We start from the raw sequence: 26,992 nt of genomic DNA, 5'->3' as shown, positions 1-26,992 counted from the left end.
TCTGGCGGGCACGACGGCAACGGACCCAAGTACGTGGCCTTTGCGCCTCAAATGAGCTCTCTGGTGGTCAGGTGTGACCTCCGAGGCGGGCGGCGAGCGCGGGACCGATCACGGACAACGACGATGGTTCGATCATCTCGTTGTGCCCGCAGTCCACGGGGCACTCGTCGATGCCACCGGTGACGAGCGGCTGCCACTCCTGCGCCGAGCGATCGGTGCCCCCACCCTGCCCGCGCTGCGCCGGGAACACCAGGAGGTCACCGTCGAACACACCGGGCACGAAGCGGTGCACCAGCAGCCGCGAGTTCGCGTATCCGTCGTTGATCCGCTCGAGGTGCGCCGCCGTGATCCCCGAACTGCCGAGGAACTCGCCCAGCATGCGCGCAGCGGAGTCGTAGGTCAGATCCCGATGCCGCTCGGGCGCACCGACGTCCAGCCCGAGACCACGCAGCAGGTCCGCGACCTCGAGCCGTCCGAGCAGGGGGTCCGAGCCGTCGTCGGGGTAACTGTCCATGACCGCCAGGGTCGAGACGGACTCACCCCGACTCTGCAGTTCGACAGCCATCGCGTGCGCGAGGACGCCGCCGAGGGACCAACCGAGCAGGTCGTACGGCCCCTCGGGGGCGATCGCGCGCATCTCGTCGACGTACCGCCGTGCGAGCTCCTCGATCGATCCGTACCCCGGACCGCCGGTGATCGCGGGCAGTTGCAGTCCGAACACGGGTCGATCGGCGGGCAGGTATCGGACCAGCCCGGCGTATCCCCACGACAACCCGATTCCGGGATGGACGCAGAACAGCGGGCGGCCGGTTCCGCTGCCGCGCAGCGGGATCACGACCCGGAGGGCGTCCTCGACGCTCACGCCCTGGAGAGCGTCCTCGGCACCGATCCGGCCTGCCATCCCGGCCGGTGTCGGATCCAGGAAGAGCATCTGCAACGAGACCTCCCGTCCGAGCCGCTCACGGAGCTCGGCGACCACGCGGGTCGCCAACAGCGAGTTGCCACCGTGGTCGAAGAAGCTGTCGTCGGCGCCGATCCGTTCCACCCCCAGTACCGACGCGAATGCGTCTGCGGCCGCCGACTCCACCGGACCGGCAGGTTCTCGGAACGCGGCCGAGGTGAACGTCGGCATCGGCAGCGCGTCCCGGTCGAGTTTGCCCGTCGGGGTGGACGGGATCCGGTCGAGCACCATGACCGAGGCCGGCACCATGTGGCTCGGAAGTCGCTGCGCCGCGGCGCGGCGGAGCTCGTCGGGCACGAGATGCGAGTCCCCGGTCGCGCGTACATACGAGCACAGCAGCGTGTCGCCCGCCGGTCCGGTGCGCGCGATCGTCACCGCGAACCCGACGCCCGGCTGCGCGGTGAGCACGGCGTCGATCTCGGCGGGTTCGATGCGGAAGCCGCGGACCTTGATCTGGAAGTCGCTGCGGCCGATGTACTCGAGCGTGCCGTCGGTCCGTCGACGGACCAGGTCGCCGGTGCGGTAGATCCTCTCACCGGGCCGGCCGAACGGGTCGGCGACGAAGCGGTCGGCGGTCAACGCGGGCCGACGGTGGTAGCCGCGGGCGAGGGCCGACCCCGCGACGTACAGCTCCCCCACCACACCGGGTGCCACCGGGTGCAGGCGCTTGTCGAGCACCAGCTCGGACACGCCGCGGATCGGTCCACCGAATGTGATCGGGGCACCTGCGGCCATCGGGTCGCTGATGTTCGACATGATCGTGGTCTCGGTGGGGCCGTATGCGTTGAGCATCGTGCGGTCCGGAGCCCACCGCGCCACCAGTTCCTGGGCGCATGGTTCACCGGCGACGACGAGGACCCGGAGCGCGTCGAGCCCGCCGGAATCCACCGACTCCAGCGCGGTCGGGGTGACGAATCCGTGTGTGACGCGACCTATCTCGAGGGCCGCGGCCAGCTCCGCGCCCCCGCGCACGTGCGGTGGGACGATCACCATGGTCGCGCCCGCGCTCAGCGCCATCACGATCTCGAACACCGATGCGTCGAAGCTCGGGGACGCGAAGTGCAGGGTGCGGGCATCCGGAGTGACATCGAGGCGGGTGCGCTCCTCGGCGGCGAGGTTCGCCAGACCCCGGTGGGTGAGCACGACGCCCTTCGGGACGCCGGTCGACCCGGAGGTGTAGATCAGGTACGCGGGGTGGTCGACGCGTACGGTGCCGATCCGCTCGGCATCGACGATCGCCGCGTCCGGCATGACCGCGACCACCTCCGTGGTGTCGGGATCGTCGAGCACCACCCAGTCGACCTCGTCAGGCAGGCGATTCCGCGTCTCGTCGACGGTCACCCCCAGCGCCGCACCGGAATCACCGAGCATGTGCGCGATCCGCCCGGCCGGGTGGCCCGGGTCGACCGGCAGGAACGCCGCCCCCGTCTTCGCGACCGCCCACACCGCGAGCACCGACTCGAGCGAGCGCGACAAGGCGAGCGCGACGTAGCGCTCCGAACCGGCACCGCGGCCGATCAGCATCCGCGCCAGCCGGTTCGACCGCCGATCCAGCTCCCCATAGGAGACCTCGACGCCGTCGCAGGCGACCGCGATCGCATCGGGATCGTGCCCGGCCTCGGCCAGCAGCTCGGGGAACAACAGCTCCTGGGCGTCGGGGTCGCCGTGCGCCGCGGTGAGGTCGCGGAGTTCGTCGTCGCGCAGGATCCCGATGTCGCCGACAGCGCCGTGCGGATCGGCGAGCGCGGATTCGAGGAGCAGGAGGAATCGTTCGGCGACATCGCGCACCGTCACGGCGTCGAACAGGTCCGTCGCGTACTCGATGCTCCCGGCGATACCGGCCGGTGCGCCCGAGTCGTCGAACTGCTCGGCGAGCACGAACTCGAGATCCTCCTTCACCACACCGGAGTTCGGGGCGAGGCCCTCGACGGTCAGGCCCGGCAGATCGAGGCGGGCCCGCGTGTCGTTCTGGAACTCCAATGCCACCTGGAATATCGGCGAGTACGCCGTCGAGCGCGGCGGGTCGAGCGCCTCGACCACCCGCTCGAACGGGAGGTCGGCATGTGCAAAGGCGCCGAGGTCCACCTCCCGCACGGCGGCCAGCAGATCCGCGAACGACTGCGCGGGATCGATCCGGGTGCGCAGCGCCAGCGTTCCGACGAACATGCCGACCAGGTCATCGAGCGCCGGTTCTCCCCTGCCCGCGACCGGCGTGCCGATCACGATGTCATCGGTGTCGCCGAGGCGGCTCAGCAGCACCGCGAGCGCGGCGTGCACGGTCATGAACACGCTCGTCCCGTGCCGCCGGGCGAACTCCTCGAGCCTGCGGTGCAGCTGCGGATCGATCGCGAAGCCCGTGCGCGCGCCGCGGAACGACTGCTGCGACGGGCGCGGTCGATCCGTCGGCAGGCCAAGCAGATCCGGTGCCCCCGCCAGGGTCGACGTCCAGTGGTCGAGCTGCCGCGCGGCCAGCGACCCCGGGTCGTCGGCGTCGCCGAGCAGCCGGTGCTGCCACAGCGTGTAGTCGACATACTGGACCGCTAGCGGTGACCACTCGGGTGCGCGCCCCGACGCCCGCGCCGCGTATGCGCGGACCAGGTCCCGGGACAGCGGTCCCATCGACAGCCCGTCGACCGAGATGTGGTGCGCCACCAGCACCAGGACGTGCTCGTCGGCACCGAGCTCGAACAGCGCGCCGCGGATCGGTACGCGCGCGGTGACGTCGAACCCCGCGGACACCTCGGCGTGGATCCGCCGGGCGAGCTCCTCCTCCCTGACGACCGGCACCGGCCGCAGGACGGGCGCCGCCTCGGCCGCCGGGCGAACCTCCTGCACCGGGCCGTCTCGTCCGGTCGGGAAGACGGTCCGCAACGACTCGTGCCGGTCGACCACGTCGGCCAGTGCGGCGTCGAGGGCCGGGGCGTCAAGGGCACCCGACAGGCGCACCACCAGCGGGACGTTGTAGGCGGGCGACGCCGGGTCGAACTGGTTGATGAACCACATCCGCTGCTGCGCCGCGGACAGCGGGATAACGTCCGGTCGTTCGAGCGCCTCGAGCGCGGGGCGACCGGACGCTCCCGTTTCCGCATGCTCGATGCGCTCTGCCAGTGCCGCCGCGGTCGGCGCGGCGAAGAGCGCGCGGACGCCCAGCTCGACGCCGAGGGTCTCCCGGAGCCGGGCGACCACGCGCGTTGCGGACAGTGAATTGCCGCCGAGTTCGAAGAAGTCGTCGCCGATCCCCACGCGGTCCACCCCGAGCGTGGTCGCGAACACCTCGGTCACCGCCTCCTCCACCGGGTTGGTCGGCGCCAGGAACACCATCGGGGTGTGGCCGAATTGGGGATCGGGCAGTGCGCGGCGATCGAGCTTCCCGGTGGGACCGAGCGGGATCTCGTCGAGCACGACGATCGATGCCGGCACCATGAAGTCGGGGACCTGGGCGGACAACCGGGTTCGGAGGTCGTCGACGGCGATGTCCCGGCCGGCGACCGGAGCCACATAGGAGACCAACACGGTGTCGCCGCCCGGCCCGGGGCGGTCGAGGGTGGCCGCGAACCGGACGTCGGGATGCGCGGAGAGTGCGGCGTCGATTTCGCCGAGTTCGATGCGGAAGCCCCGCACCTTCACCTGGAAGTCGCTGCGCCCGCGGTACTCGAGCTTCCCGTCCGGGGTCCACGCCCCGACGTCGCCGGAGCGGTACATCCGCTCGCCGGGCGCGCCGAAGGGGTCGGCAACGAATCGTCCGGCGGTCGTGCCTGCCCGCCGGTGGTAGCCGCGGGCCAGACCGGGACCGGCGATGTAGATCTCCCCCTCGACACCCACCGGCACCGGCTGCAGTCGCGCGTCGAGCACGATCTCGGCGACGCCGCGGATCGGCCGGCCCAGGGTGAAGGGCACGACCTCCGGCACGCAGTCCTCGATGTTCACCACGATCGTGGTCTCCGTCGGCCCGTACCCGTTGAGCATGCGCCGCTGCGGCATCCAGTTCGCGATCAGTTCCGGTGGCCACGCCTCGCCGCCGACCATCACGGACTGCAGGTCGTCGAGCCCCGCCGGGTCGATCGAGGCGAGGGCGGCAGGCGTGATGAAGGCGTGCGTGACGCGCTGGTTCTTCAGCAACGCGGCCAGATCCGCGCCGCCGTAGACGCCACGGGGCACGATCACCATGGTCGCGCCTGCGGCGAAGCACAGCAGGTACTCGAGCACAGAGACGTCGAAACTGGGTGACGAGAAGTGCAGCGTCCGGGAGTCCGCGGTCACCGCGCACCGATCCCGTTGCTCGTCGGCGTAGTTCCCCAGGCCCCGATGGGTCAGGGTGACCGCCTTGGGCAGGCCGGTGGAGCCGGATGTGTAGATCAGGTACGCCGGATGGTCGATCCGCACGGGCGCCGTGCGCTCGGCGTCGGTCACCGGCTCCGCCGGTCGGGACGCACAGTCCGCGGCGAATCCGGGGTCGTCGAGCGTCAACCACGGCACCGTGTCGGGCAGCCGGTGCCGGTGCGCCGCGACGGTCAGCCCGACGCCTGCACCGGAGTCGGCGAGCATGTGCTCGACCCGCTCCGCGGGATAGTCCGGGTCCACCGGGACGAACGCGGCCCCGGTCTTGGCCACCGCCCACATTGCGAGCACCGACTCGACGGAACGCGGTATACCGAGCGCCACAGAGGTTTCCGGCCCCGCTCCACGGTCGATCAGTGCGCGCGCCAGGCGATTGGACCGGGCGTCGAGGTCCGCGTAGGTGACCTCGTGTCCGCCGGCGACCAGCGCGACCGCCTCCGGATCGTGGGCGGCCGCCTCCACCAGGATCTCCGGGAGCGTCCGGGCGGCGCTGCGAGGTCCGCCCCGCACCGGAACCAGCATCCGGCGTTCGTCGGCGGTCAGCAGTCCGAGTCCGGCCAGGCGTCGCCGGGGATCGTCACCGATCGCGCGCAGGACGTGCAGCAGCCTGCGGGCGGCAGCGTCGACCGCCGTCCCGTCGAGGAGGTCGGGGTGGAACTTCATCGTCAGGCGCAGACGGTCGGTCGCGGACGCGACCACGCTCAGCGGGTAGTGAGCGGCGTCGCGAACCTCGACGCCCTGCAGTCGCAGCCCCGCGATGTCGGCGTCCGCGGATAGCGTGCTGCGCACGGGATAGGACTCGAACACGGTGAGCGTGTCGAAGGCTGCGGCCGGTCCCGCGGCGCGCCGGACATCGGTGAGCCCGACGTGGTGATGATCGAGCAGCGCCACCTGCTCCGCCTGTACCCGATCCAGCAACGCACCAAGGGTTTCCGCGGCATCGAGTCGGACCCGGAACGGCACGGTGTTGATGAACAGTCCGATCATCGATTCGATGCCGGGCACGTGCGGCGGTCGCCCGGACACGGTGGCGCCGAACACCACGTCGTCGCGACGGGTGAGGAGGCCGAGGACGATCGCCCACCCGACCGAGACGACGGTGTTGAGCGTCAGTCCGCGTTCGTGCGCGAGGGCACGCAGTCGCTCGGTCGCCGGGCCGTCCAACTCGTACCGCATGTCCCGCGACGGCGCGGACTGCGCTGTCGTGGCGGACCCGTCGCGGACCAGCAGGGTGGGCTCGTCCGCCCCGACGAAGGCATCGGCCCACGCACGCAGCGCCGCCTGCCGGTCCTGCGCCGCGAGCCATTCGAGATAGTCGCGGTGGGGGCGGACCCGTGGCAGCGCGGAGGTGTCACCGTCGGTCGCATAGAGGACGACGAGTTCCTCGAGCAGCAGCGGCGTCGACCACCCGTCGAGCAGGATGTGGTGGTTGGTCAGGATCAGCCGGTTCGTGCCATCGGGCATGCGCACCAGGCCGATCCGCAGCAGTGGCGGCGATGCCATGTCGAACGGGTGGGTGCGGTCCTCGGCCAGGATCTCACCGAACCGCTCCGATGCCGCCGGTTCGGTGAGCGCGCGCAGGTCGGTCTCGGTCCACGGCGCGGCCACATCGCCGGTGACGATCCGTACGGCCTCCCCTTCCGGTGTGCGCACGAACGCCGTGCGCAGATTCGCGTGCCGGTCGAGCAGGCTCCGGACCGCCCGATGCAGACGCAGTGAGTCCACCTCGCCGCCCAGCGTGAGGATCAGCTGCACCAGGTACGCGTCCACCGAGGCGCCGGCGAGCTCGGCATGGAAGAACATGCCGCGCTCGATCGGTGTCAGCGGCCACACATCGGACAGCGAAGGGAACCGGGCCTCGAACCGCTCGACGGCCGCCTGGTCCAGGTGCACCAGACCCAGATCCGACGGGGTCCGCCCGCCCGCACCAGGCGTGCTCGCCCGCTCGACCACCCCGCGCGCGGCAGCGATCCAGCCCTGCGCGAGCCGTTCCACGTCCGCGGCATCGAGCACGCGGCGCGGGAAGGCCCACGTCGCCCTGATCCGCGGGCCGTCCGGACCGGGCACCGTCACCGCGTTGACGTCGATCGCGAACGCCACCGGCATGTCCGCCGCGACCGCATCGTGCAGCCCGGATTCCGTGACCGGAAGCCAGATTCCGTCACCGCGAGGTTCGGTGCCGCCGTCCAGCCGACCGAGGTAGTTGAAGCTGATCTCCGGCTCGGGCAACCCGCGCAGCTCGGCACCGGTTTCGTCGCCGAGGTACCGGAGCAGGCCGTACCCGATCCCGTGGTCGGGCACGGCGCGCAACTGCTCCTTGACCGACTTCACCGCCGCACCCGCGGCGGCTCCCCCGCCGCGGGCCTGGTCGATGTCGATGCCGGACAGATCGAGCCGCACCGGGTAGATCGAGGTGAACCACCCCACCGTGCGGGACAGGTCGGCGCCCGGTACCACCTGGGGCTCGCGGCCGTGTCCCTCGAGCGCCACCACGACGTCGTCGGTGTCGACGCCGCGGCCGCGCCGCCAGTGCACGAGCGCGAGGGCCAGCGCGGCGAGCAGTCCGTCCTCGACGACGCCGTGGAACACCCGCGGCACCGTGGTCGTCAGGCCCAGGGTCACGTCGGCAGGCAACTCCACCTCGACGCGCTCGAGGGTGCCCGCGATGTCGACCGACGGATCGAGTTCTCCCGCAGCGCGTCCCACGGATGCTCGGGAGACCGTCGACTGCCACAGGTCCAGCTCGCCTGCGCGGTCCCGCGCCGCCCGCACGAGCCCGTCCGCCCATGTCCGCATCGAGGTGCCGATCGGCGGTAGGTCCGGCTGCGCGCCGTCCGCGGCCTGCGCGCAGGCGAGCGCGAGGTCGGGGATCAGGATCCGCCACGAGACCCCGTCGATCACGAGGTGGTGGGCGACGACGAGCAACCGGGCCGCGTCTCCCCCGACGAGGTGCACGAACTGGATCATGATGCCGGACTCCGGATCCAGCAGGTCGGCGGCCGCCTCCACCGCACCCTGGGTCGCATGGTCCGCTCCGGCGACGCCGTCGATCGGGACCTCTCGCACGATCGTGTCGGCGGGCACCGCCCCCGGTGGGCGTACCTCGAGCCGCCACCCGGACTCGGAGCGGGCGTCCGGGCGCAGCCGGGCCCGCAGCATGTCGTGCCGGTCCAGGACCGCGCCGACCGCCCGGGTGAGGGATTCGCGGTCGATTTCGGCGGGCACCGCGAGCAGGACCGACTGCGAGTAGCGGCGGAAGTCGCCACCGCGCCGCGTGCCCGAGCGCTCGACCAGCCACCGCATGATCGGGGTGAGTGGCACGTCGCCGACGCCGCCGCCAGGAAGTTCCGGCAGCACGACGACGTCGTCTGTGCCGGTGAGGTCGGCGACCTCGGCGAGGCCTGCGACGGTGCGGCGCTCGAACACGTCGCGCGGCGTGAACGTCAGCCCCGCGGCCTTCGCCCGCGACACCAGCTGGATGGACATGATCGAGTCGCCGCCGAGCCCGAAGAACGATTCGTCGGTACCGACCGTCTCGACACCGAGAAGCTCCGCGAACAGCCTCGCCAGCAGGCGTTCGGTCCCGGTGCCGGGTGCTCTCCCACTCACGGTCCCCGGTCGCGGTTCGGGGAGTGCGGCGCGATCGAGCTTGCCGTGTGCGGTGATCGGGAACTCCGCGAGGACCGTCGTCACGGACGGCACGAGGTATCCGGGCAAACGACGGCCGACGGCCTCGGTCACCGAGGCCGGATCGAGGGCGGCGCCGGACTCGGGGACCACGTAGGCCACCAGGCGTGCGGCGCCGTCGGTCGGCCCGGGTCGCGCCAGCACCACGGCGGATCCGACGCCCGGAACCGCGGTCAGCGCCGACTCGACCTCCCCCGGCTCCACCCGGAAGCCCCGGATCTGGACCTGGGAGTCGCTGCGTCCCAGGAACGCGAGCTCGCCGTCCGAGGTCCACCGGGCCCGATCCCCTGTGCGGTACATCCGCCCCGCGGGACCGAACGGGTCGGCGACGAAGCGTCCCGCGGTCAGCCCGGGCCGTCCCCGGTATCCCCGTGCCACCTGCGCGCCCGACACGTACAGCTCGCCCGCCACCCCGAGCGGCGCGGGGCGCAGCCGCTCGTCGAGCACCCACACCCGCACACCCGGTAGTCCGAGACCGATCACCGATCCGGTGGAACGCGGCCCGGTGACCGCCGCGAGGTCGATCATCCGCCACGTCACGTGCACGCAGGTCTCGGTGATACCGAACATGTTCACCAGAGCAGGCGCGGTGACGCCGTGCCGTTCGACCCATCCCGCCAGGCGGGCCATGTCCAGCGCCTCGCCCCCGAACACCACCCAGCGGAGCGCGAGGGTGGCGTCGTCGGCCGCGGCATCGGCCTGTACGAACTGGTAGAACGACGACGGCGTCTGGCTCAGCATCGTCACCGACTCGGAGACCAGCAGGCGGCGCAGCTCGTCCGGGGAACGCGCGGTGTCGTGCCCGACGACAACCAACCGGCCGCCGAACCCCAAGGCGCCCCACAGTTCCCACACCGCGAAGTCGAACGCGAACGAATGGAACATAGTCCACACGTCGCCCGCACCGAAGCCGAGCACGGCGCGGGCGCCGGTCAGCAGCGTCACCGCGTTCCGATGCGTCACCGCGACACCCTTGGGTCTCCCGGTCGAACCCGACGTGTAGATCACGTAGGCAACGGAATCCGCGTGCAGCGGGCCCGTGCGATCGACGTCGGTGACCGGTGTGGCCCTCAGGGAGTCGAGCTGTGTGCGCATGTCCGGGTCGTCGAGACGCACCACGGGTGCGCCGGCGACCAGGTCCCCCGGCACGCTCGCGTCGACCAGCACGCAGGCCGGTGCCGCATCGCCCAGCAGGAACTCGATGCGCGCCGCCGGGTACGACGGGTCCACCGGCAGGTAGGCCGCACCCGACCGCGCGACCCCGACGAGCGCGGCCACCAGGTCGGCCGATCGTTCCATCATCACGGCGACCAGCGACTCCGGACCGATGCCGCGGTCGATCAGCCAGCGCGCCAGCCGGTTCGACCGCGCGTCGAGTTCGCGGTAGGCCATCCGCGAGTCCGCGGCGACCACGGCGATCGTGTCGGGATCGGCCGCGACGGTCGCGGCGAACAGGTCCGGCAGGGTCTCGTACGTCGGCACCGCCGACAGCGTCCCGTCCGCCGACAGCGTCCCGTCCGCCGACACCGGGCCGGACGCGCGCTCTGCGGCCTCCTCGCGCGCCAGCGCCCCCGCGACGTCGATGTCCCCGACCAGGACGGACGGATCGGCCGCGACGGCGGCGAGCACGCGGCCGAACATGTCCGCGAGCGCCGTCGCGGTGGACTCGTCGAACACGTCGGATGCGAACAGCAGCTCGCCCGACAGTCCCGCCGGGGCCCCGGCTTCGAACCGCTCGCCGATCCCGAACTGGAGGTCGAACTTCGCCTCGCCCATCTCGACGTCGAGAACCTCGGCCGTCAGTCCAGGCAGCCGGACGTGGGGACGCTCGACGTTGCGGAACTCGAGCATCACCTGGAACAGCGGGGTGTGCGAGGTGGATCGCGCCGACGCCGACCGCTCCACGAGCTGCTCGAACGGCACGTCGGCGTGTGCGAAGGCGTCCAGGTCCGCGTCCCGCGTCCCGGAGAGCACCGCGGCGAAGGAGTCCGCCGGTTCGACCGCGGTGCGCAGCACAAGGGTGTTCACGAACATGCCGACCACATCGTCCAGCTCGGCCTCGCCGCGCCCGGCGACCGGGGTTCCGACCACGACGTCACGGCCGGCTCCCACGCGGGACAGCAGCACCGCGAGCGCGGCGTGCACCACCATGAACACCGTCGAATCGTGTCTGCGGGCGAGTTCGACGAGCCCGCGGTGGACGCCGGGATCCACCGAGAGTGCCGCCCGCCCACCGCGCGTCGAGCGCCGGACCTCGCGCGGGCGGTCCAGCGGCAACCCGGTCACCGGCGGCGCCGCCGCCAGTCGGTCCTCCCACCAGGCGAGTTCGCGGGCGATCCGTGAGTCCCGGTCATCCCGCGAGCCCAGCATCGAGTGCTGCCACACGGCGAAGTCCGCGAACTGGACCGGCAGCGGCGCCCAGTTCGGTGCACCACCGCTGACCCGCGCCGCATACGCCGTCGCTACGTCCCGGGCCAGGGGTCCGATCGAGAATCCGTCGGCCACGATGTGATGGACCACCAGCACGAGGAGGTGGTCGTCCGCCGCGATCCGCAGCAGCCGCACCCGCACCGGAACCTCCTGTGCCACATCGAATCCCTCGTGCACGATCTCGGCGATGCGGGCGGGTACCCGGTCCGCGGCAACCTGTTCCGGCGTCAGGTCGCCGACCACACCGGGCGCGGGCACCGTCACCTGGGAGGGGCCGGCAGCAGGCTGGGACGGGCCGGCGGCCGGCGATGGGAACACCGTCCGCAGCGATTCCTGTCGCTCCACCACGTCGACCAGCGCGCGCCGCAGGGCCGGAGCGTCGAGGCCGCCCGAGAGCCGCAACACCATCGGCACGTTGTACGCCGCCGATGCCGGATCGAACTGGTTGACGAACCACATGCGTTCCTGGGCCGATGACAGCGGGATGCGGGTGGGCCGGGTGCCCGTGCGCAACTCGTCCCCGTGCGGCGCGGTGACGCGCACACACCGGGGCGCGAGCGCCGCCGCCGTCCGGCACTCGAAGAGGTCACGCACCCCGATCCTGCTGCCGCGCGCGCGGTTGATGCGGGCCACGGCCCGCGTCGCACTGAGGGAGTTGCCACCCAGCGTGAAGAAGTCGTCGTCGACTCCCACCCGGTCGACGCCGGTCACCTCGGCGAACACGGTGACCAGACCGGCCTCGGTGGAGTTGCGCGGTTCCCGGAATCGCGGTGTCAGCGAGTCGAAGTCCGGTTCGGGCAGCGCGGCGCGGTCCAGCTTTCCCACCGGGGTCAGCGGTATCGCGTCGAGCATCATCACCGTGGTCGGCACCATGTGCACCGGCAGGAGCCGGAGCGCGTGGTCGGTCAGGTCGGCGACATCGACGCCGTCCGCGGAGTTCGGCATGACATACGTCACCAGCATCGGGTCGCCGGCTTCCCGTGGCCGCGCGACCGTGACGGCGAACCCGACCGCCGGGTGTGCGGCGTAGACCGCGTCGATCTCCCCGAGTTCGATGCGCAGTCCCCGCACCTTCACCTGGAAGTCGCTGCGGCCCAGGTAGTCGAGCGTGCCGTCCGGCCACCACCGGACGACGTCACCGGTGCGGTACATCCGGTCGCCGGGCGCGCCGCCGGGGGCGGGCACGAATCGCGCCGCGGTCAACGCGGCCCGGCGATGGTATCCGCGGGCCAGCCCCGCTCCCGCGATGTACAGCTCTCCTGGCACGCCTGCCGGGACCGGGCGCAGGAAGCCGTCGAGGACGAACACGTCGGTGCCGCGCACCGGGCCCCCGATCGGCACCCTCGCCCCGGGCACCAGGGGTGCACTGATCGTCGTCAGGACGGTCGACTCGGTCGGCCCGTAGCCGTTGAGCATCGTCCGTCCGGGCGCCCAGTCGGCCACCAGTTCCGGACCGACGGCGTCGCCCGCGACGACCAGCACCTCGAGGTCGTCGAGGCGCTCGGTATCGACTGTGGCGATTGCGGCAGGTGTGATGCAGACGTGGGTTATCCGCTCGCGGCGCAGGAGTCGGCCCAGATCGGCACCGCCGTACACGTGCGGCGGCGCGATCACCAGGCACGCGCCCGCAGTGGCGGCCTGCAGCAGTTCGAGGACCGAGACGTCGAAACTCGGTGAGCACACGTGCAGGCAGCGCGCCGTCGACGGAACAACATAGCGGTCCCGCTGCGCGGCGAGCAGGCTCGACAGGCCGCGGTGGGTGACACTCACGCCTTTTGGCAGGCCCGTCGATCCCGACGTGTAGAGCAGGTACGCCGCGTCGTCGACGCGCAGGGTGCCCGGCCGTTCTACCTCGGCGATGGCGTCCGCCGGAAGAGCGGCGAGGTCCGCCGCGCATCCCGGATCGTCGAGTACGAGCCAATGCACGGAGTCCGGCAGATTGCCGCGATCGGAGGCGAGTGCCAGTCCCACGGCGGCGTCCGAGTCGGTGAGCATGTGCTGGACGCGGGCACGCGGGTAGGTCGGATCCACCGGTACGAACGCCGCACCGGTCTTCGCCACCGCCCACACGGCCGTCACCGACCGCACCGAACGCGGCAGGGCGATCACCACCGCCGTGCCCGGCCGTGCCCCCGCACCGATCAGGTACCGCGCCAATCGATTCGACTCCTCGTCGAGGTCCCGGTACGACAGCCGAGCGTCCTCCGAGTCCACCGCGACACCGTCGGGCTCGATCGCGGCCCCGGCGACGAGGATCTCCGGCAGCAGCCGTGGCGGGTTCGCCGGGCCGCCCCGAATCGGCGCGGCCGCCTCGCGCTCGGACAGCAGGTCGACCCGGGCGACGGGGCGCGCCCTGTCGTGCGTGACGGTCGCGAGCGCGCGCCGCAGCCGGTCGGCGATCGAGTCCACCTCGGCCGGGTCGAGCCGGTCCGGCCGGTACTTCAGGTGCAGCCGCAGGCGGTCGTCCACGCGCGCCAGCACGGTCAGTGGGTAGTGGGTGGCGTCGAAACCCTCGACACCGACCACCCGTAGGCCGGCGATGTCGGTGCCGCGCGCGAGCGCCGAGCGGTCGACGGGGTACGACTCGAAGACCGTCAGGGTGTCGAACGTCGCCGCCGGACCCGCCTCCCGTTGGATCTCGGCGAGCCCGATGTGGTGGTGGTCGAGCATCGCCGCCTGCTCCGACTGCACACGACTGAGCAGCTCGCCGACGCTTTCGCGGGGATCGAACGCGATCCGGACCGGCACGGTGTTGATGAACAGTCCGATCATCGCCTCGATCCCGGGCACCTGCGGGGGACGGCCCGACACCGTCGCACCGAACACCACATCGGTGCGGCCGGTCAGTGCACCGAGCACCAGCGCCCAGGCGACCTGTACGACGGTGTTGACCGTGACCCCGTGCTCCCGGGCCACCGCCACCAGCGCCGTGGTCTCCTCGGCGGGTACGGTCAGGGTCGCCTCTCCTGGTTCGGCCGGAATCACGACTCCGTCGAGCGGAGCCTGCGGAGCGAGCACAGACCCGTCCCCGGGTACCAGCAGCGTCGGCCCGTCGGCGCCGGCGAGGGCCCGACGCCACTCCGCGACACCGGATACGTGATCCTGCGCGGCCAGCCACGTCAGGTAGTCGTGGTAGTCGCCCGCCGGTGCCGACGTCGGCTCCCGGTCGGCGGCGTACAGGGCGAGCAACTCCTCGAGCAGCAGCGGCGTCGACCAGCCGTCCAGCAGGATGTGGTGGTGGGTGAGCAGCAGCCGGCGCTCTTCCGCTCCCGTCCGGACCAGTGTGAAGCGCAGCAGCGGTGCGCGGTCCATCACGAACGGCGTCGAACGTTCCTCCGCGAGCAGCTGCCGCCAGCGTTCCCGGCCAGCCGACCCCTCGAGGCCGGACAGGTCGATCTCACTCCACGGCAACGACACACGACCCTCGACGACCTGGTTCACCTCGCCCGCATCGTCTTCGACGAAGCACACCCGCAGGTTCGGGTGGCGATCGAGCAGAGTCCGCGCGGCCCGGCGCATCCGCTCCGGCGACGGCCGGCCGTGCAGCTCGACGACGAGCTGGACCATGTACGCGTCGACCGATCGCTCCGCGAGACGGGCGTGGAACAGCAGTCCCGACTGCAGCGGGGTCAGCGGCCACACGTCCGTCAGCCCGGGTCGCCGTGCCTCGAGGGCGTCGATCGCCGCCTGGTCGAGCGGGACGAGATCGAGGTCCGATGGGGTGAGCCCGCCCGCGCCTTCGGTGTGGGCGTAGGCGGCGAGCGCCCCAAGTGCCCGGTGCCACAGGTCCGCGAGCCGGTGCACATCTGCGGCATCCAGAACTCCGGTCGGGAACGTCCAGGACGACTGCAGGACAGCGCCTCCCGGCCGCGGCACGAACCCCGCCGCGATGTCGACGACGGCCGTCACGGGCATCTGCGGATCGTGGGCGTTGCCGAGCCCGTGACGCGGGGTGGGCAGCCACGCCTGCGGATCGTCGCCGGCCCCCGCGGTGATCCTGCCAACGCCGGCGGTGCCGGCTATCCGGCCCAAGTAGTTGAAGACGATCTGGGGCTCGCGCCACCCGCGGACCCGCGCCCCCGACTCCCCGCCAAGCCCACGGAGCAGCCCGTAGCCGATCCCCCGATCCGGGATCGCCCGTAGCTCTTCCTTCACGAGCTTGACCGCCGCTCCCGCCGCCGCTCCCCCGGCGAACGCCTCGCCGAGGTCGATCGACGACAGATCGGGGCGCACCGGCGAGAGCGTCGTGAACCATCCGACCGTGCGGGTCAGGTCCGCACCGGGCGCCGCCGCCTCCTCCCGCCCGTGCCCCTCGACGCCGAGCAGGACGTCGGACCGTTCGACGCCTCGCTCGGCGCGCCAGCGGACCACCGCCATCGCGAGGGCCGTCAGCAGCCCGTCGAGCACGTCGGCACGGAGCGACGCAGGCAGCGCGGCGAGCACGGCCTCGGTGACCTCGGGGGACGCCTCGCTGGTCAGCACCTCGCTCGTGGCAATGACATCGCGCGCGGAATCCAGCGGTCGCGATCCAATGGCCGGGTCGTCGCCGTCCAGGATCCGCTCCCACATCGGCAGTTCGCCGACCCGCTGCGGGGCAGCATCTTCCAGAGCGTGCGCCCACCGGCGCATCGACGTGCCCACCGGCGCCAACTCGGGAAGCCGCCCCTCCGACGCCTGCGCCCAGGCCGACGCCAGGTCCGGCACCAGCACGCGCCACGACACGCCGTCCACGACGGCGTGGTGGACGACCAGCAGCAGCCGTCCGGTGCCGGACGGTCCGTCGAACCACACGATCTGCACCATCGTGCCTGCGGCCGGATCCAGCCGGTCGGCCGCGGCATCCGCCTCCGCGGCGGCGCGGACGTCGAACGCCGCGTCGTCCACCGAATCCACCTCGACACGCGTCAGCACGTCCCTGGCGGTGACACTGCCGATGCCGGAAACCGTCATCCTCCAGTCACCGGGGCGAGCGGAGCGACGGGGTGTGTCACCGTCGGCTTCGCCGTCGGGTGCGAGCCGGGCCCTGAGCATGTCGTGCTCGTCCAATACGGCCTGCACCGCGACCTCGAGCGCGATCCGGTCGACTCCATAGGGCAGCGTCAGCATCACCGACTGGGAGAACCTGTCGATCCGGCCGGCGCTGCGGCGGAGCACCCACTCGAGGATCGGGGTGAGCGGCATCTGCCCGATACCGCCGCCGGGCAACTCTTCGAGTGTCGCCGGCCGGGTTGCGGTGCGCGAGTCCGCCACCGCGGCGAGCCCGGCGACGGTCGGGTGATCGAACACGTCACGCGGCGTGAGGGAAAGCCCCGCCGCCTTCGCCCGCGCCACCAGCTGGATCGACATGATGCTGTCGCCGCCAAGGGCGAAGAACGAGTCGTCCATCCCGACCATGTCCAGGCCGAGAACCTCCGCGAACAGCAGGCCCAGGTTCTCCTCGGCTGTGCCGGACGGCGCCCGGCCCACCGACACCTCCGCCCCGAGATCGGGCGTCGGCAGTGCCGCCCGGTCGAGCTTGCCGTGCACGGTCATCGGCATCTCGGACATCACCACGATGTGCGCGGGAACCATGTACCCGGGCAGCCGTGCCGCGAGGGCCTCGTGCAGACGCGCCGTGTCCACCACCGCCCCGGCCGCGGCCACCACGTACGCGATCACCAGGTCTCCCCGGTGCCCGACGGCGCGCACGTCCGCCACCGCCTGACCGACGGATCCGGCTGCCGTCAGGCACGATTCGACCTCGCCGAGCTCGATCCGATTGCCGCGCACCTTGACCTGCCGATCGTCGCGACCCAGACAGACCAACTGACCGTCTGTGGTCCACCGCACGAGATCCCCCGTGCGGTACATCCGCTCGCCGGGAGCCCCGCCGGATTCGGCGACGAACCGGCCGGCCGTCAGCCCCGGACGCCGGTGATAGCCGCGGGCCAACGCCGGGCCCGCAAGGTACAGCTCTCCGAGCACCCCGACCGGCACCGGCTGCAGCCTGCGATCGAGCACTCGCACGCGGAATCCCGGTGCCGGGTCTCCAATCGTGATGGGCTCGCCCGGGGTCAACGGATAGCTGATGCTCGCCGCGATGGTCGCCTCCGTCGGGCCGTACCCGTTGTGCATCCGCCGTCCGGGGGCCCAGCGGGCCACCACGTCGGGCGGGCAGGCCTCGCCGCCCGACACCAAGCACACCAGGTCGTCGAGTCCGGCGGGGTCCATCGTGGCGAGCGCCGTCGGGGTGAGGAAGCAGTGGGTCACGCGTTCGGCCAGGAGCAGCTCCCTCAGCTCGTCACCGCCGTACACGGTGGGGGGCGCGATCACGAGGGTCCCCCCCGCACCGAACGCGAGGATGAAATCGAGGATCGAGGCGTCGAAGCTGGGCGACGTGAAGTGCAGTGCGCGGGAGTGGGGCGTCGTCCGACAGCGCTTGTGCACGTGGTCGGCGAACGCCGCGAGACCACGGTGAGTTACCGTGACACCCTTCGGGATTCCCGTCGAGCCGGAGGTGTAGATCAGGTAAGCGGCCTGGTCGAGCCGCAGTCGGGTGGTCCGGTCGGTGTCACGGACCGGCGAGACGGCGGTGTGGTCGTGCATGAGACGGGCGGCGTCGAGCGTCCACCACCGCAGCCCATCGGGGAGTACGTCCCGGGACTGGGCGACGGTCAGCCCGAGGACCGCACCCGAATCGTCGAGCATGAAGGCGATCCGATCCTCCGGGTGCGCCGGGTCGATCGGGACGAAGGCGGCCCCGGTCTTCGCGACGGCCCACAGACTGATGATGTACTCGACGCTGCGGGGCATGCCGAGCGCCACCACAGAACCGGGTCCGACACCCACGTCGATCAGGCTGCGGGCGAGCATGGTCGATGCGCGGTCGAGGTCGAGGTACAAGATCTCGTTGCCGTCGTACCGGATCGCAGGCGCGTGCGGATCGATCGCTGCCCCGGCCGCGAGCACGGCGGCCAGCGTGTGCGGTGGTGCGCCGGGTTCACCCCGCACCTCCGTGAGCGCGGCGCGCTCCGCACCGTCGAGGATGTCGATGTCCGCGACCGGCATGCCCGGGGACTGGGCCACCGCCTCCAGGATCCGCACGAATCTGTCGGCGAAGGTCCGCGCGGTGGCCTCGTCGAACATGTCGGTGGCGAACACCAGACCGGCGGCCATCCCGGCTGCGGCGCCCGTGGCGTCGAACTCCTCGGCCACGGTGAGCTGCAGGTCGAAGTTGGCGGCCACGTCGCCGGAGTCGAGCGCCTCCACCCGCAGGCCCGGCAGCGCGAGATCCGGCCGCGCGATGGTCCGGAACTCGAGCATCACCTGGAACAACGGCGTATGTGCGTGCGAGCGGGGCGGATCCAGCGCCTCCACAACCCGTTCGAACGGGATGTCCGCGTGCGTGAACGCGCCGAGGTCGGTCTCCCGGACCCGGCGAAGCAGTTCACCGAACGAGCACGCCCCGCCGACATCGCACCGCAGCACGAGGGTGCCGACGAACATCCCGACCATGTCGTCGAGAGCCGCGGCCCCGCGCCCGGCGATCGGGGTGCCGATCGCGATGTCGTCGGTGCCGGCAAGCCGGGACAGCAGGGTGGCCAGCGCCGCATGCACCACCATGAACACGCTCGCATCGTGGCTGTGGGCGAGCGCGATCAGGCCCCGGTGCAGGCCCTCGTCGACTGTGAACGCGACGCGCCCGCCGGACTGCGAGCGGACCGCAGGCCGGGGCCTGTCGCTCGGCAGATCCAGTACCTCGTCCAGGCCCGAAAGCGTGGTGGTCCAGTAGTCGAGCTGACGTGCGAGCGGGGACGATGCGTCGTCCTCATTGCCCAGCCATTCGAGCTGCCACAGTGTGTAGTCCGCGTACTGCGCGGTCAACGGCGGCCACTGCGGCGCGCCGTGGCACATCCGCGCGGCATACGCGGCGGCCACGTCCCGTGCCAGCGGGTTCAGTGAGAAGCCGTCCGCGAGAATGTGGTGCAGCACCACGGTGAGCACGTGGTTGGTCTCGTCGGCCCGGAACAGGATCGCCCGCAGCGGAATCTGCTCCGCGACGTCGAAGCCGCGTGCCATCGCCGCCCACATCCGGGCGTGCAGGTCGTCCGCATCACGTACCTGGATGACCTCGAGTCCGGGCTCGGCCGACTCGGCGGGCAGGATCTCCTGGCACGGCCCGTCGTCGGTGAGCGGGTAGACCGTGCGCAAGGATTCGTGTCGGGCGATGACGTCGCCGAGCGCGGCCCGCAGCGCCGGGGCGTCGAGGTCGCCCGACAATCGCAGCGAGAACGAGATGTTGTAGGCCGGGGACTGCGGGTCGTACTGGTTGACGAACCACATCCGCAGTTGCGCAGGGGACAACGGGATCCGGGCAGGCCGGGGCTGCGGGATCAGCGGCGATCGGCGCACCCCGCTGCCCTCCCCGCCGACCCTCCTGGCGAGCTCGGCGACGGTGGGGCCGTCGAAGACGTCCCGGATGCCGAGCGAGGCGCCGGTCGCGTCGTTGATCCGGGCCACCAGCTGCGCCGACACCAGCGAATTGCCGCCGAGGACGAAGAACCCGTCGTCCGCACCCACCCGGTCGACACCGAGCAGATCGGTGATCACGCCCGCCACGATCTCCTCGACCGGGTCCCGAGGCGCGACGTGGGAGCCCTCGGGAGCACCGGGGACCGGCAGGCTCGCGCGGTCGAGTTTGCCGTGCGCGGTCACAGGGATTCGGTCCAGGATCATCACGGTCGACGGCACCATGTAGCCCGGAAGGAACTGGGCGACGGACGCTCTCACCTCGTCCGGATCGAGAACCACACCGGCGTCCGGCACCGCGTACCCCATCAGCCGGATCCCGACGGGTCCCTCGTCCGCGACCACCACCGCGGACGCCACACCCGACACGGCCGCGAGTGCCGCCTCCACCTCGCCCAGCTCCACCCGGTAGCCGCGCACCTGCACCTGATGGTCCCTGCGGCCGGCGTACTCGAGCGTGCCGTCCACCCGCCACCGGCCCAGATCGCCGGTGCGGTACATCCGGGTGCCTGCCCCGGACGGGTCGGCGACGAATCGCGCCGCGGTCTCCCCCGCGAGACGCGGATAGCCCCGCGCCAGCTGAGCGCCGGACACGTACAGCTCGCCCACCACACCCGGCGGGACCACGTGGAGCCGTTCGTCGAGCACGCGCACCCGCAGCCCGGGCAGCGCGTAGCCGATAAACCCTCGACGACGAGCCCCCGGCGCCCCGGACAACGGGCCGTGGGTCACGTGCACGCACGTCTCGGTGATCCCGTACATGTTCACCAACTGCGGTGCCGAGTCCCCTCGGCGAGAGAACCATTCGGTGAGCCGCCCGGGATCCAGCGCCTCCCCACCGAAGATCACATACCGCAGGCGCAGCAACGCGGCGTCCCCGGCGTCGGCGCGGGTCCGCTCGGCGTCGGCCAACTGGTGGAAGGCACTCGGGGTCTGGCACAGGACCGTGACAGCCTCGTCCTGCAACAGCTGCAGCAGATCGTGTGGCGTGCGGGCCGTGGCGTGGTCGACCAGCACCGCCGTGCCGCCGTGGATGAGCGCACCCCACAACTCCCACACGGCGAAATCGAAGGCGTGCGAATGGAACATCGTCCACACGTCGTCGCCGCCGAATCGGAACAACTCCGCCGCGTTGGCGAACAGCGTGGTCACACTGCGGTGCGAGACCGCCACTCCCTTGGGCCGACCGGTCGACCCGGACGTGTAGATCACGTACGCGAGCGAGTCCGGGTACAACGGCGCGGTCCGGTCGGCATCGGTCACCGGCGCAGGCGACAGCGTGCCGATCGTGGTCGTCACCCCTGGATCGCCGATGTCGACGACCGGAATGTCGGTGCGACGCAGAGCCGAACCGCTCGCGCCGCCGTCGACCAGGACACACACCGGTGCGGCGTCGGCGAGCATGTAGGCGATGCGGTCCTCCGGATAGTCGACGTCCACGGGGACATACGCGGCACCGGCGGTGAGGACCGCGAGAAGAGCGACCGGTAGGTCGTCCGAACGCGTCAGCGCGACCGCCACCAGTGACGCCGGCCCCACTCCGTGGCCGATCAGCAAGCGGGCCAACCGGTTCGCACGCGCCGCCAGGTCCGAATACCGGATGCGGGCGGTGCCCGCGACGACCGCGCACGCGCCCGGGCTGCGCGCCGCGGCGCTCGTGAACAGCTCCGGCAGTGTGGTCGGCGGCACCGCGCGGCCGGGCCGCTCCCGCGCGACGAGTGACCTCTCCTGCTCGTCGGTGATCTCGATGTCGCCCACCACGGCGGCCGGATCGGCGGCCGCCGCGGCGAGGATCCGCACCAGGCGGTCGCCGATCTCGGCCACCGTGGTTCGGTCGAACAGGTCGGTCGCGAACCGCAGTGTCGCGGACAGGCCGGCGGCGCGACCCCAGATGTCGAACCGTTCCCGTACCCCCAGCTGCAGGTCGAACTTGGCGACACCCGTGTCCACCTCGGCCGCCTCCGCGGACAGTCCCGGCATGGCCACCGTCGTGGGCTCGCCGTGCTGGAACTCGAGCAGCACCTGCACCAGCGGCGCGTGGATGGGAGACCGGTCCGAGGCGAACTCGTCGACCAGCCGCTCGAACGGCAGATCGGCGTGGGCGAACGCTCCGAGGTCGGTCTCGCACACGTGCGTGAGCAGGTCGGAGAAGGTGGTCTCGGGTCGGACCGTGCTGCGCAGGACGAGGGTGTTGACGAACATGCCGACGAGGTCGTCCAGTTCGGGTTCGCCGCGGCCGGCGACCGGTGTGCCCACGGCGACGTCGGGCCCGGCGCCGAGCCGGGCGAGCAGAACTGCGAGCGCGGCGTGTAAGACCATGAACAGCGTGCAGCCGTGCTCGCGAGCGATCCGGACCAGGCCACGGTGGATCCCGGCCTCGACATCGAACTCGATCCGGCCGCCGGAGGCGGTCGTCCGCGGCGACCGGGGACGGTCGTGCGGCAGCGAGATCGCCGCCGGGAGATCGGCCAGCCGGTCACCCCAGTAGGCGAGTTGCCGGGCGGCGAGCGACTGCGGATCGTCCTCCGCCCCGAGCAGTTCGCGCTGCCACAGGGCATAGTCGGCGTAGTGCAGCGGCAGTGGATCCCACTCGGGCGCGCGCCCGGCCGCCCGCGCGGCGTACGCCGCCGCCACGTCTCGGGCCAGCAGCTCGACGGACTGCCCGTCCGCCGATATGTGGTGCAGCACCACGGCCAGGACGTGTCGACGCGACCCGGTCTGGAACAGGGCGATTCTCAGCGGAATCTGCTCGCGGACATCGAAACCGGAGGCGGCCGCCGCCGCGACCGACTCCTCCACCCGCTCCGGGTCCACGACGACGGGTGTCAGGTCCACCGCCGCGTCCGGCGCCGGCAGGATCACCTGGTAGGGGCCCCGCACATCGGCCGGGAACACCGTCCGCAGTGCCTCGTGCCTGTCGATCACGTCACCCAACGCGGTCTGCAGCGCCGCACGGTCGAGCTCGCCCGTGAACGTCACGGCGAACGGAATGTTGTACGCCGGCGAAGCGATGTCGAACTGGTTCACCAGCCACATCCGCTGCTGCGCCGGGGACAGTGGGAGCCGGTCCGGGCGATTCCGCGCAACGAGCGCGGGCCGGTCTCGCGTCGGCCGACCGGGATCGGCGTTCTCGAGAATCCGGTCGATGTGGTGCGTCAGTCCCGAGACGGTCGGTTCCGCGAACAGGTCCCGCACGCTCAGCCGCACCGGCAGCGCCGCATTCACCCGTCCGATCACTCTCGTGGCGATCAGGGAGTCGCCGCCGAGATCGAAGAAGCTGTCGTCGGCACCGACCCGGGCCTGCCCGAGCAGTTCCGCGAACACCGCGGCGACCGTCTTCTCCGTCGGGGTGTGCGGCGCCCGGTACTCGGCGGTGGTCCCGCGCCGGCGAGGTTCAGGCAACGCCTTCCGGTCCAGCTTGCCCGCCGGGGTCAGCGGCACGCGGTCGAGGACGACGATCGTCGCGGGCACCATGTGCGCGGGCAGCGACGCGGCGGCATGAGCGAGGAGTTCGGCCTCGTCGATCTGGGCGTCGGCCTGGGGCAACACGTAGCCGACCAGCACGACGTCGCCGGAGGGACGGGTGTGCCCGGTGGTCGCCGCGAACGCGACACTCGGATGAGCCACGAGCACACTGTCGATCTCGCCGAGCTCGATCCGGAAGCCGCGGATCTTGATCTGGAAGTCGCTGCGGCCGAGGTACTCGAGTTCGAGCGCTGCCGCGCTCGGCCTCCCGTCGCGCGTTCGAGCAATCCACCGCACCAGGTCGCCGGTCCGGTACATCCGTCCGCCGCCCGCGCTGTACGGGTCCGCTACGAAGCGTTCCGCGGTCTGCCCCGGCCGGTGCCGGTAGCCACGGGCCAGCCCGTCGCCCGTCACGTACAGCTCACCGACCGCGCCCACCGGCACCGGCTGCAGCCGCCGGTCCAGAACCATCTCACCGCACCCGCGAGACGGTCCGCCGACCGTGACCGGGGCGCCGGGCCGTAATGCGGCGCTGATCCCGGCGACCACGGTGACCTCCGTGGGGCCGTACGCGTTGAACATCCGTCGGGCTGCTCCGCGGGAGCTCTGGGATGTCGGTGCAGCCCACTGCCGGACCAGCGCGGGCGGGCACACGTCACCACCGGTGACCACGCACTCGAGATGATCTAGCCCGGCGGGGTCGACGGACGCCAGTGCCGCGGGGGTGACGAACGCGTGCGTGACCCGCTCACGGCGTAGGACGTCCGCCAGTTCCACGCCTCCGTACACGTCCGGCGGGGCCACGACCATCGTCGCGCCGGACCCCACCGCCATCAGCAGTTCGAGCACGGACGCGTCGAAGCTGGGCGAGGAGAAGGACAGGGTGCGGGAGTCCGCGGTGATCGCGAACCGTTCGCGTTCCTCCGCAGCGAGGTTCGCCAGCCCGCGATGTGTCACCACCACTCCCTTGGGCAGGCCCGTCGATCCGGAGGTGTAGATCAGGTAGGCCGCGTCGTCGAGGCGGACCGGACGGGTTGCCGCGGCAACGGAAGCCGTGGGGCCAGGCGCCTCGATCGGGTCGTCGAGGACCAACCACGTGATGGTCTCGGGCAGCCGCCCGCTGTGCGCCCGGACGGTCAGACCGAGCGCGGCGCCGGAGTCGGAGAGCATGTGCTCGATCCGGTCCACTGGGTAGTTCGGGTCGACGGGCAGGAACGCGGCCCCGATGCGAGCCACCGCCCAGACCGCGGTCACCGCCTCGACTGAACGCGCGATCGCCAGGGCCACAACGGAATCCGGACCCAGACCGTGATCGAGCAGACGCCTCGACAGCCTGTCGGCGAGTTCGTCGAGTTCACGGTAGGAAAGCCTGCGTCCGTCGGCGACGATTGCCTCGTGGTCCGGATCGGCGGCCACCGCGTCGGCGAGGATCCGGGCGAGTGTCCGCGGGGCGACGTCGGCCGGACCCGCTACCGGGGTCAGCCCCGCGGTTTCAGCGGCGGTCAAGATGGGCACGTCCCCCACCGGCCGGCCAGGATCCGCGGTGACCCCGGCGAGCAGCCGCTCGAACCGATCGATCAGGGAGGTCACGGTCTGCTCGTCGAGCGTGGCGTTGTCGTAGGTCAGTCGCGCGTCGATACCGGCGGGCGTGCCCCGCGTGGTGAAACGCTCGGTGAGGTCGACCGTGAGTTCGGTGTTCTCCGGAGCGATCACGGCGGGCGGGGCGGCGTGGGCGCTGAACGTCACCCGCGGACGGGGCGCGCCCAGCGTCGCGACGACCCGCTCGAACGGAGTCTCCTGGTGCGCGAAGGCGCGGTGCTCGCTTTGGTCCGTCTCACGCACCAGGTCGGTGAACGCGGCGGACGGGTCGATCGGGGTGCGCAGGGCCACGGTGTTGCAGGTGGGGGCGGTGGCGGGCCGGTCCCGGTTCGCGCCGGACCGGTTCGGCACCGGAGCGGCGACGACGATGTCGTCGGTGTCGGTGAGCCTGCTCAGCACGGCGGCCAGCGCGGTGTGCAGCATGGTGAACGTCTCGACGTCGAGGTCGCGGGCGAGCACCGTCGCCGCAGCGTGCAGGTCGCGGTCGAGCGAGCACGAGATCGAGCCCCGACCGGTCCGGCCGGTCGCCGGGCCTGCGCGGGGCAACACCGCCGATTCCGGCTGCCCGGCCAGCTCCTGCGTCCAGAACGCCAGCTCGTCGGTCTCGCGCCGCATGCGCTCCCCGATCAGTGCCGACTCGGCATGGAGGTCCGCCAGCACGGTGGTCGGCTCGGCGGCGAGCAGGGCCTCCACGAGTTCGACGAAGCGCCGGTGGTGGGTGCGCAACTCCTCCTCGCCATATCGGTTGGGATTGCCGCGGAAGTCGACGAGCGCCCTGGCCGGCGTGCCGCTCTGGTAGATGTTGACCAGCAGGTCCTGCACGGGTCCGGAGGTCACGATGTGATACTCGCCGACGATCGGCCCGAGGGTGATCTCCTGGCGGAAGAGCATCACGTTGACCATCGGCCCCGCCAGCCCGTGCTGCACACCGGTCAGCCCGGCGTCGCGCCGGATGTCCTCGAGACTGCACCGCTGGTGGCGCAGGGCGCCCATCAGTTCCAGCTGTACCCGCCGGACGAGGTCGGCGACGGTGTCGTCGGTGTCGACCGTGATCCGGAGCGGCGCGACGTTGACGAGCATGCCACCGGAATGCTGCAGCGGCGCGGTTGTGCGTGCGGACACCGGCACGTTCACCAGGACGTCGCGGCTCCCCGTCATCCTCGACAGATAGCAGGCGAACGCCGCGATCAGCTGCGCCGCGGGCGTCGCGCCGACCCGGGTGTCGGAGGAGTTCAGCCGATCGAGCGCCGCGTCGGTCAACTGCGCGCTCTCCAGCCGGCAACGGGCCGCCGCAGGCCCGTCCCGGTGCGCGAGCGTGGAGCCGGCCTCGATCCCCCGCACGTGCTCGGCCCAGTATTCGCGGTCGACCTCGAACCGGCTCGACGAGCGGTACTTCTGATCCAGCTCGTAGAGCGTGCGCAGGTCGAGAGCCCGGCTCGGTTCCGGATCGACGCCTTTTGACGCGGCGGTGTAGAGGGCCGCGATGCGGTTCACCATGGTCATACCGCTGTAGCCGTCGAGCGCGACGTGGTGGATTCGCGAGTACCACAGGTAGTCCCTGTCGGCGACCTGGAGAATGGTCATCTCCACCAGCCGGTCCCGCGTCAGTTGGATCGGGGTGACGTAGTCATGGTCGATCCACGCATGCGCCGCACCGAGCGGGTCCTTCTCCTGCCGGAGGTCGAACGACGCGATCGAGGTGTCGATCGAGTGGTCGACCATCTGGCGCGGTTCCCCGCCGGTGTCCACCAGACGCAGGAACGGCGACTGGAATTCACGGGCCGCAGTCACCGCCGCCGAACGCAACAGGTCGAGGTCGACGTCGCCGTGCAGCTCCACGTACTGCGCAATGAAGATCGGCGCCGTCGGGTTGAGTTGCTGACCGAACCACACACTCCGCTGGACCGCCGACAGCGGAAACGCATCAGACGAACCGTCCGGTCTGCGATCGGCGGTCTGCGGCCACTCGACGCCCTGATCTTGATCCGATGATCGATCTTTCAT

Annotated in this window: 1 protein-coding gene; it reads right to left on the bottom strand. The window is 71.6% G+C overall.

Features of this window, described 5'->3' with window-relative positions:
- Positions 1-67: 67 nt before the first annotated feature.
- Positions 68-26,992: a non-ribosomal peptide synthase/polyketide synthase gene (locus JOE46_RS04980; RefSeq protein ID WP_209926478.1), complete on the bottom strand. Its 26,925-nt coding sequence runs from the start codon at positions 26,990-26,992 to the stop codon at positions 68-70.

The sequence above is a fragment of the Rhodococcus sp. PvR099 genome (genome assembly GCF_017833315.1).
Classification (GTDB): domain Bacteria; phylum Actinomycetota; class Actinomycetes; order Mycobacteriales; family Mycobacteriaceae; genus Rhodococcus_G; species Rhodococcus_G oryzae.
Note: the sequence above shows the minus strand (reverse complement) of the source record. Positions and strands in the feature narration are given on the sequence as shown.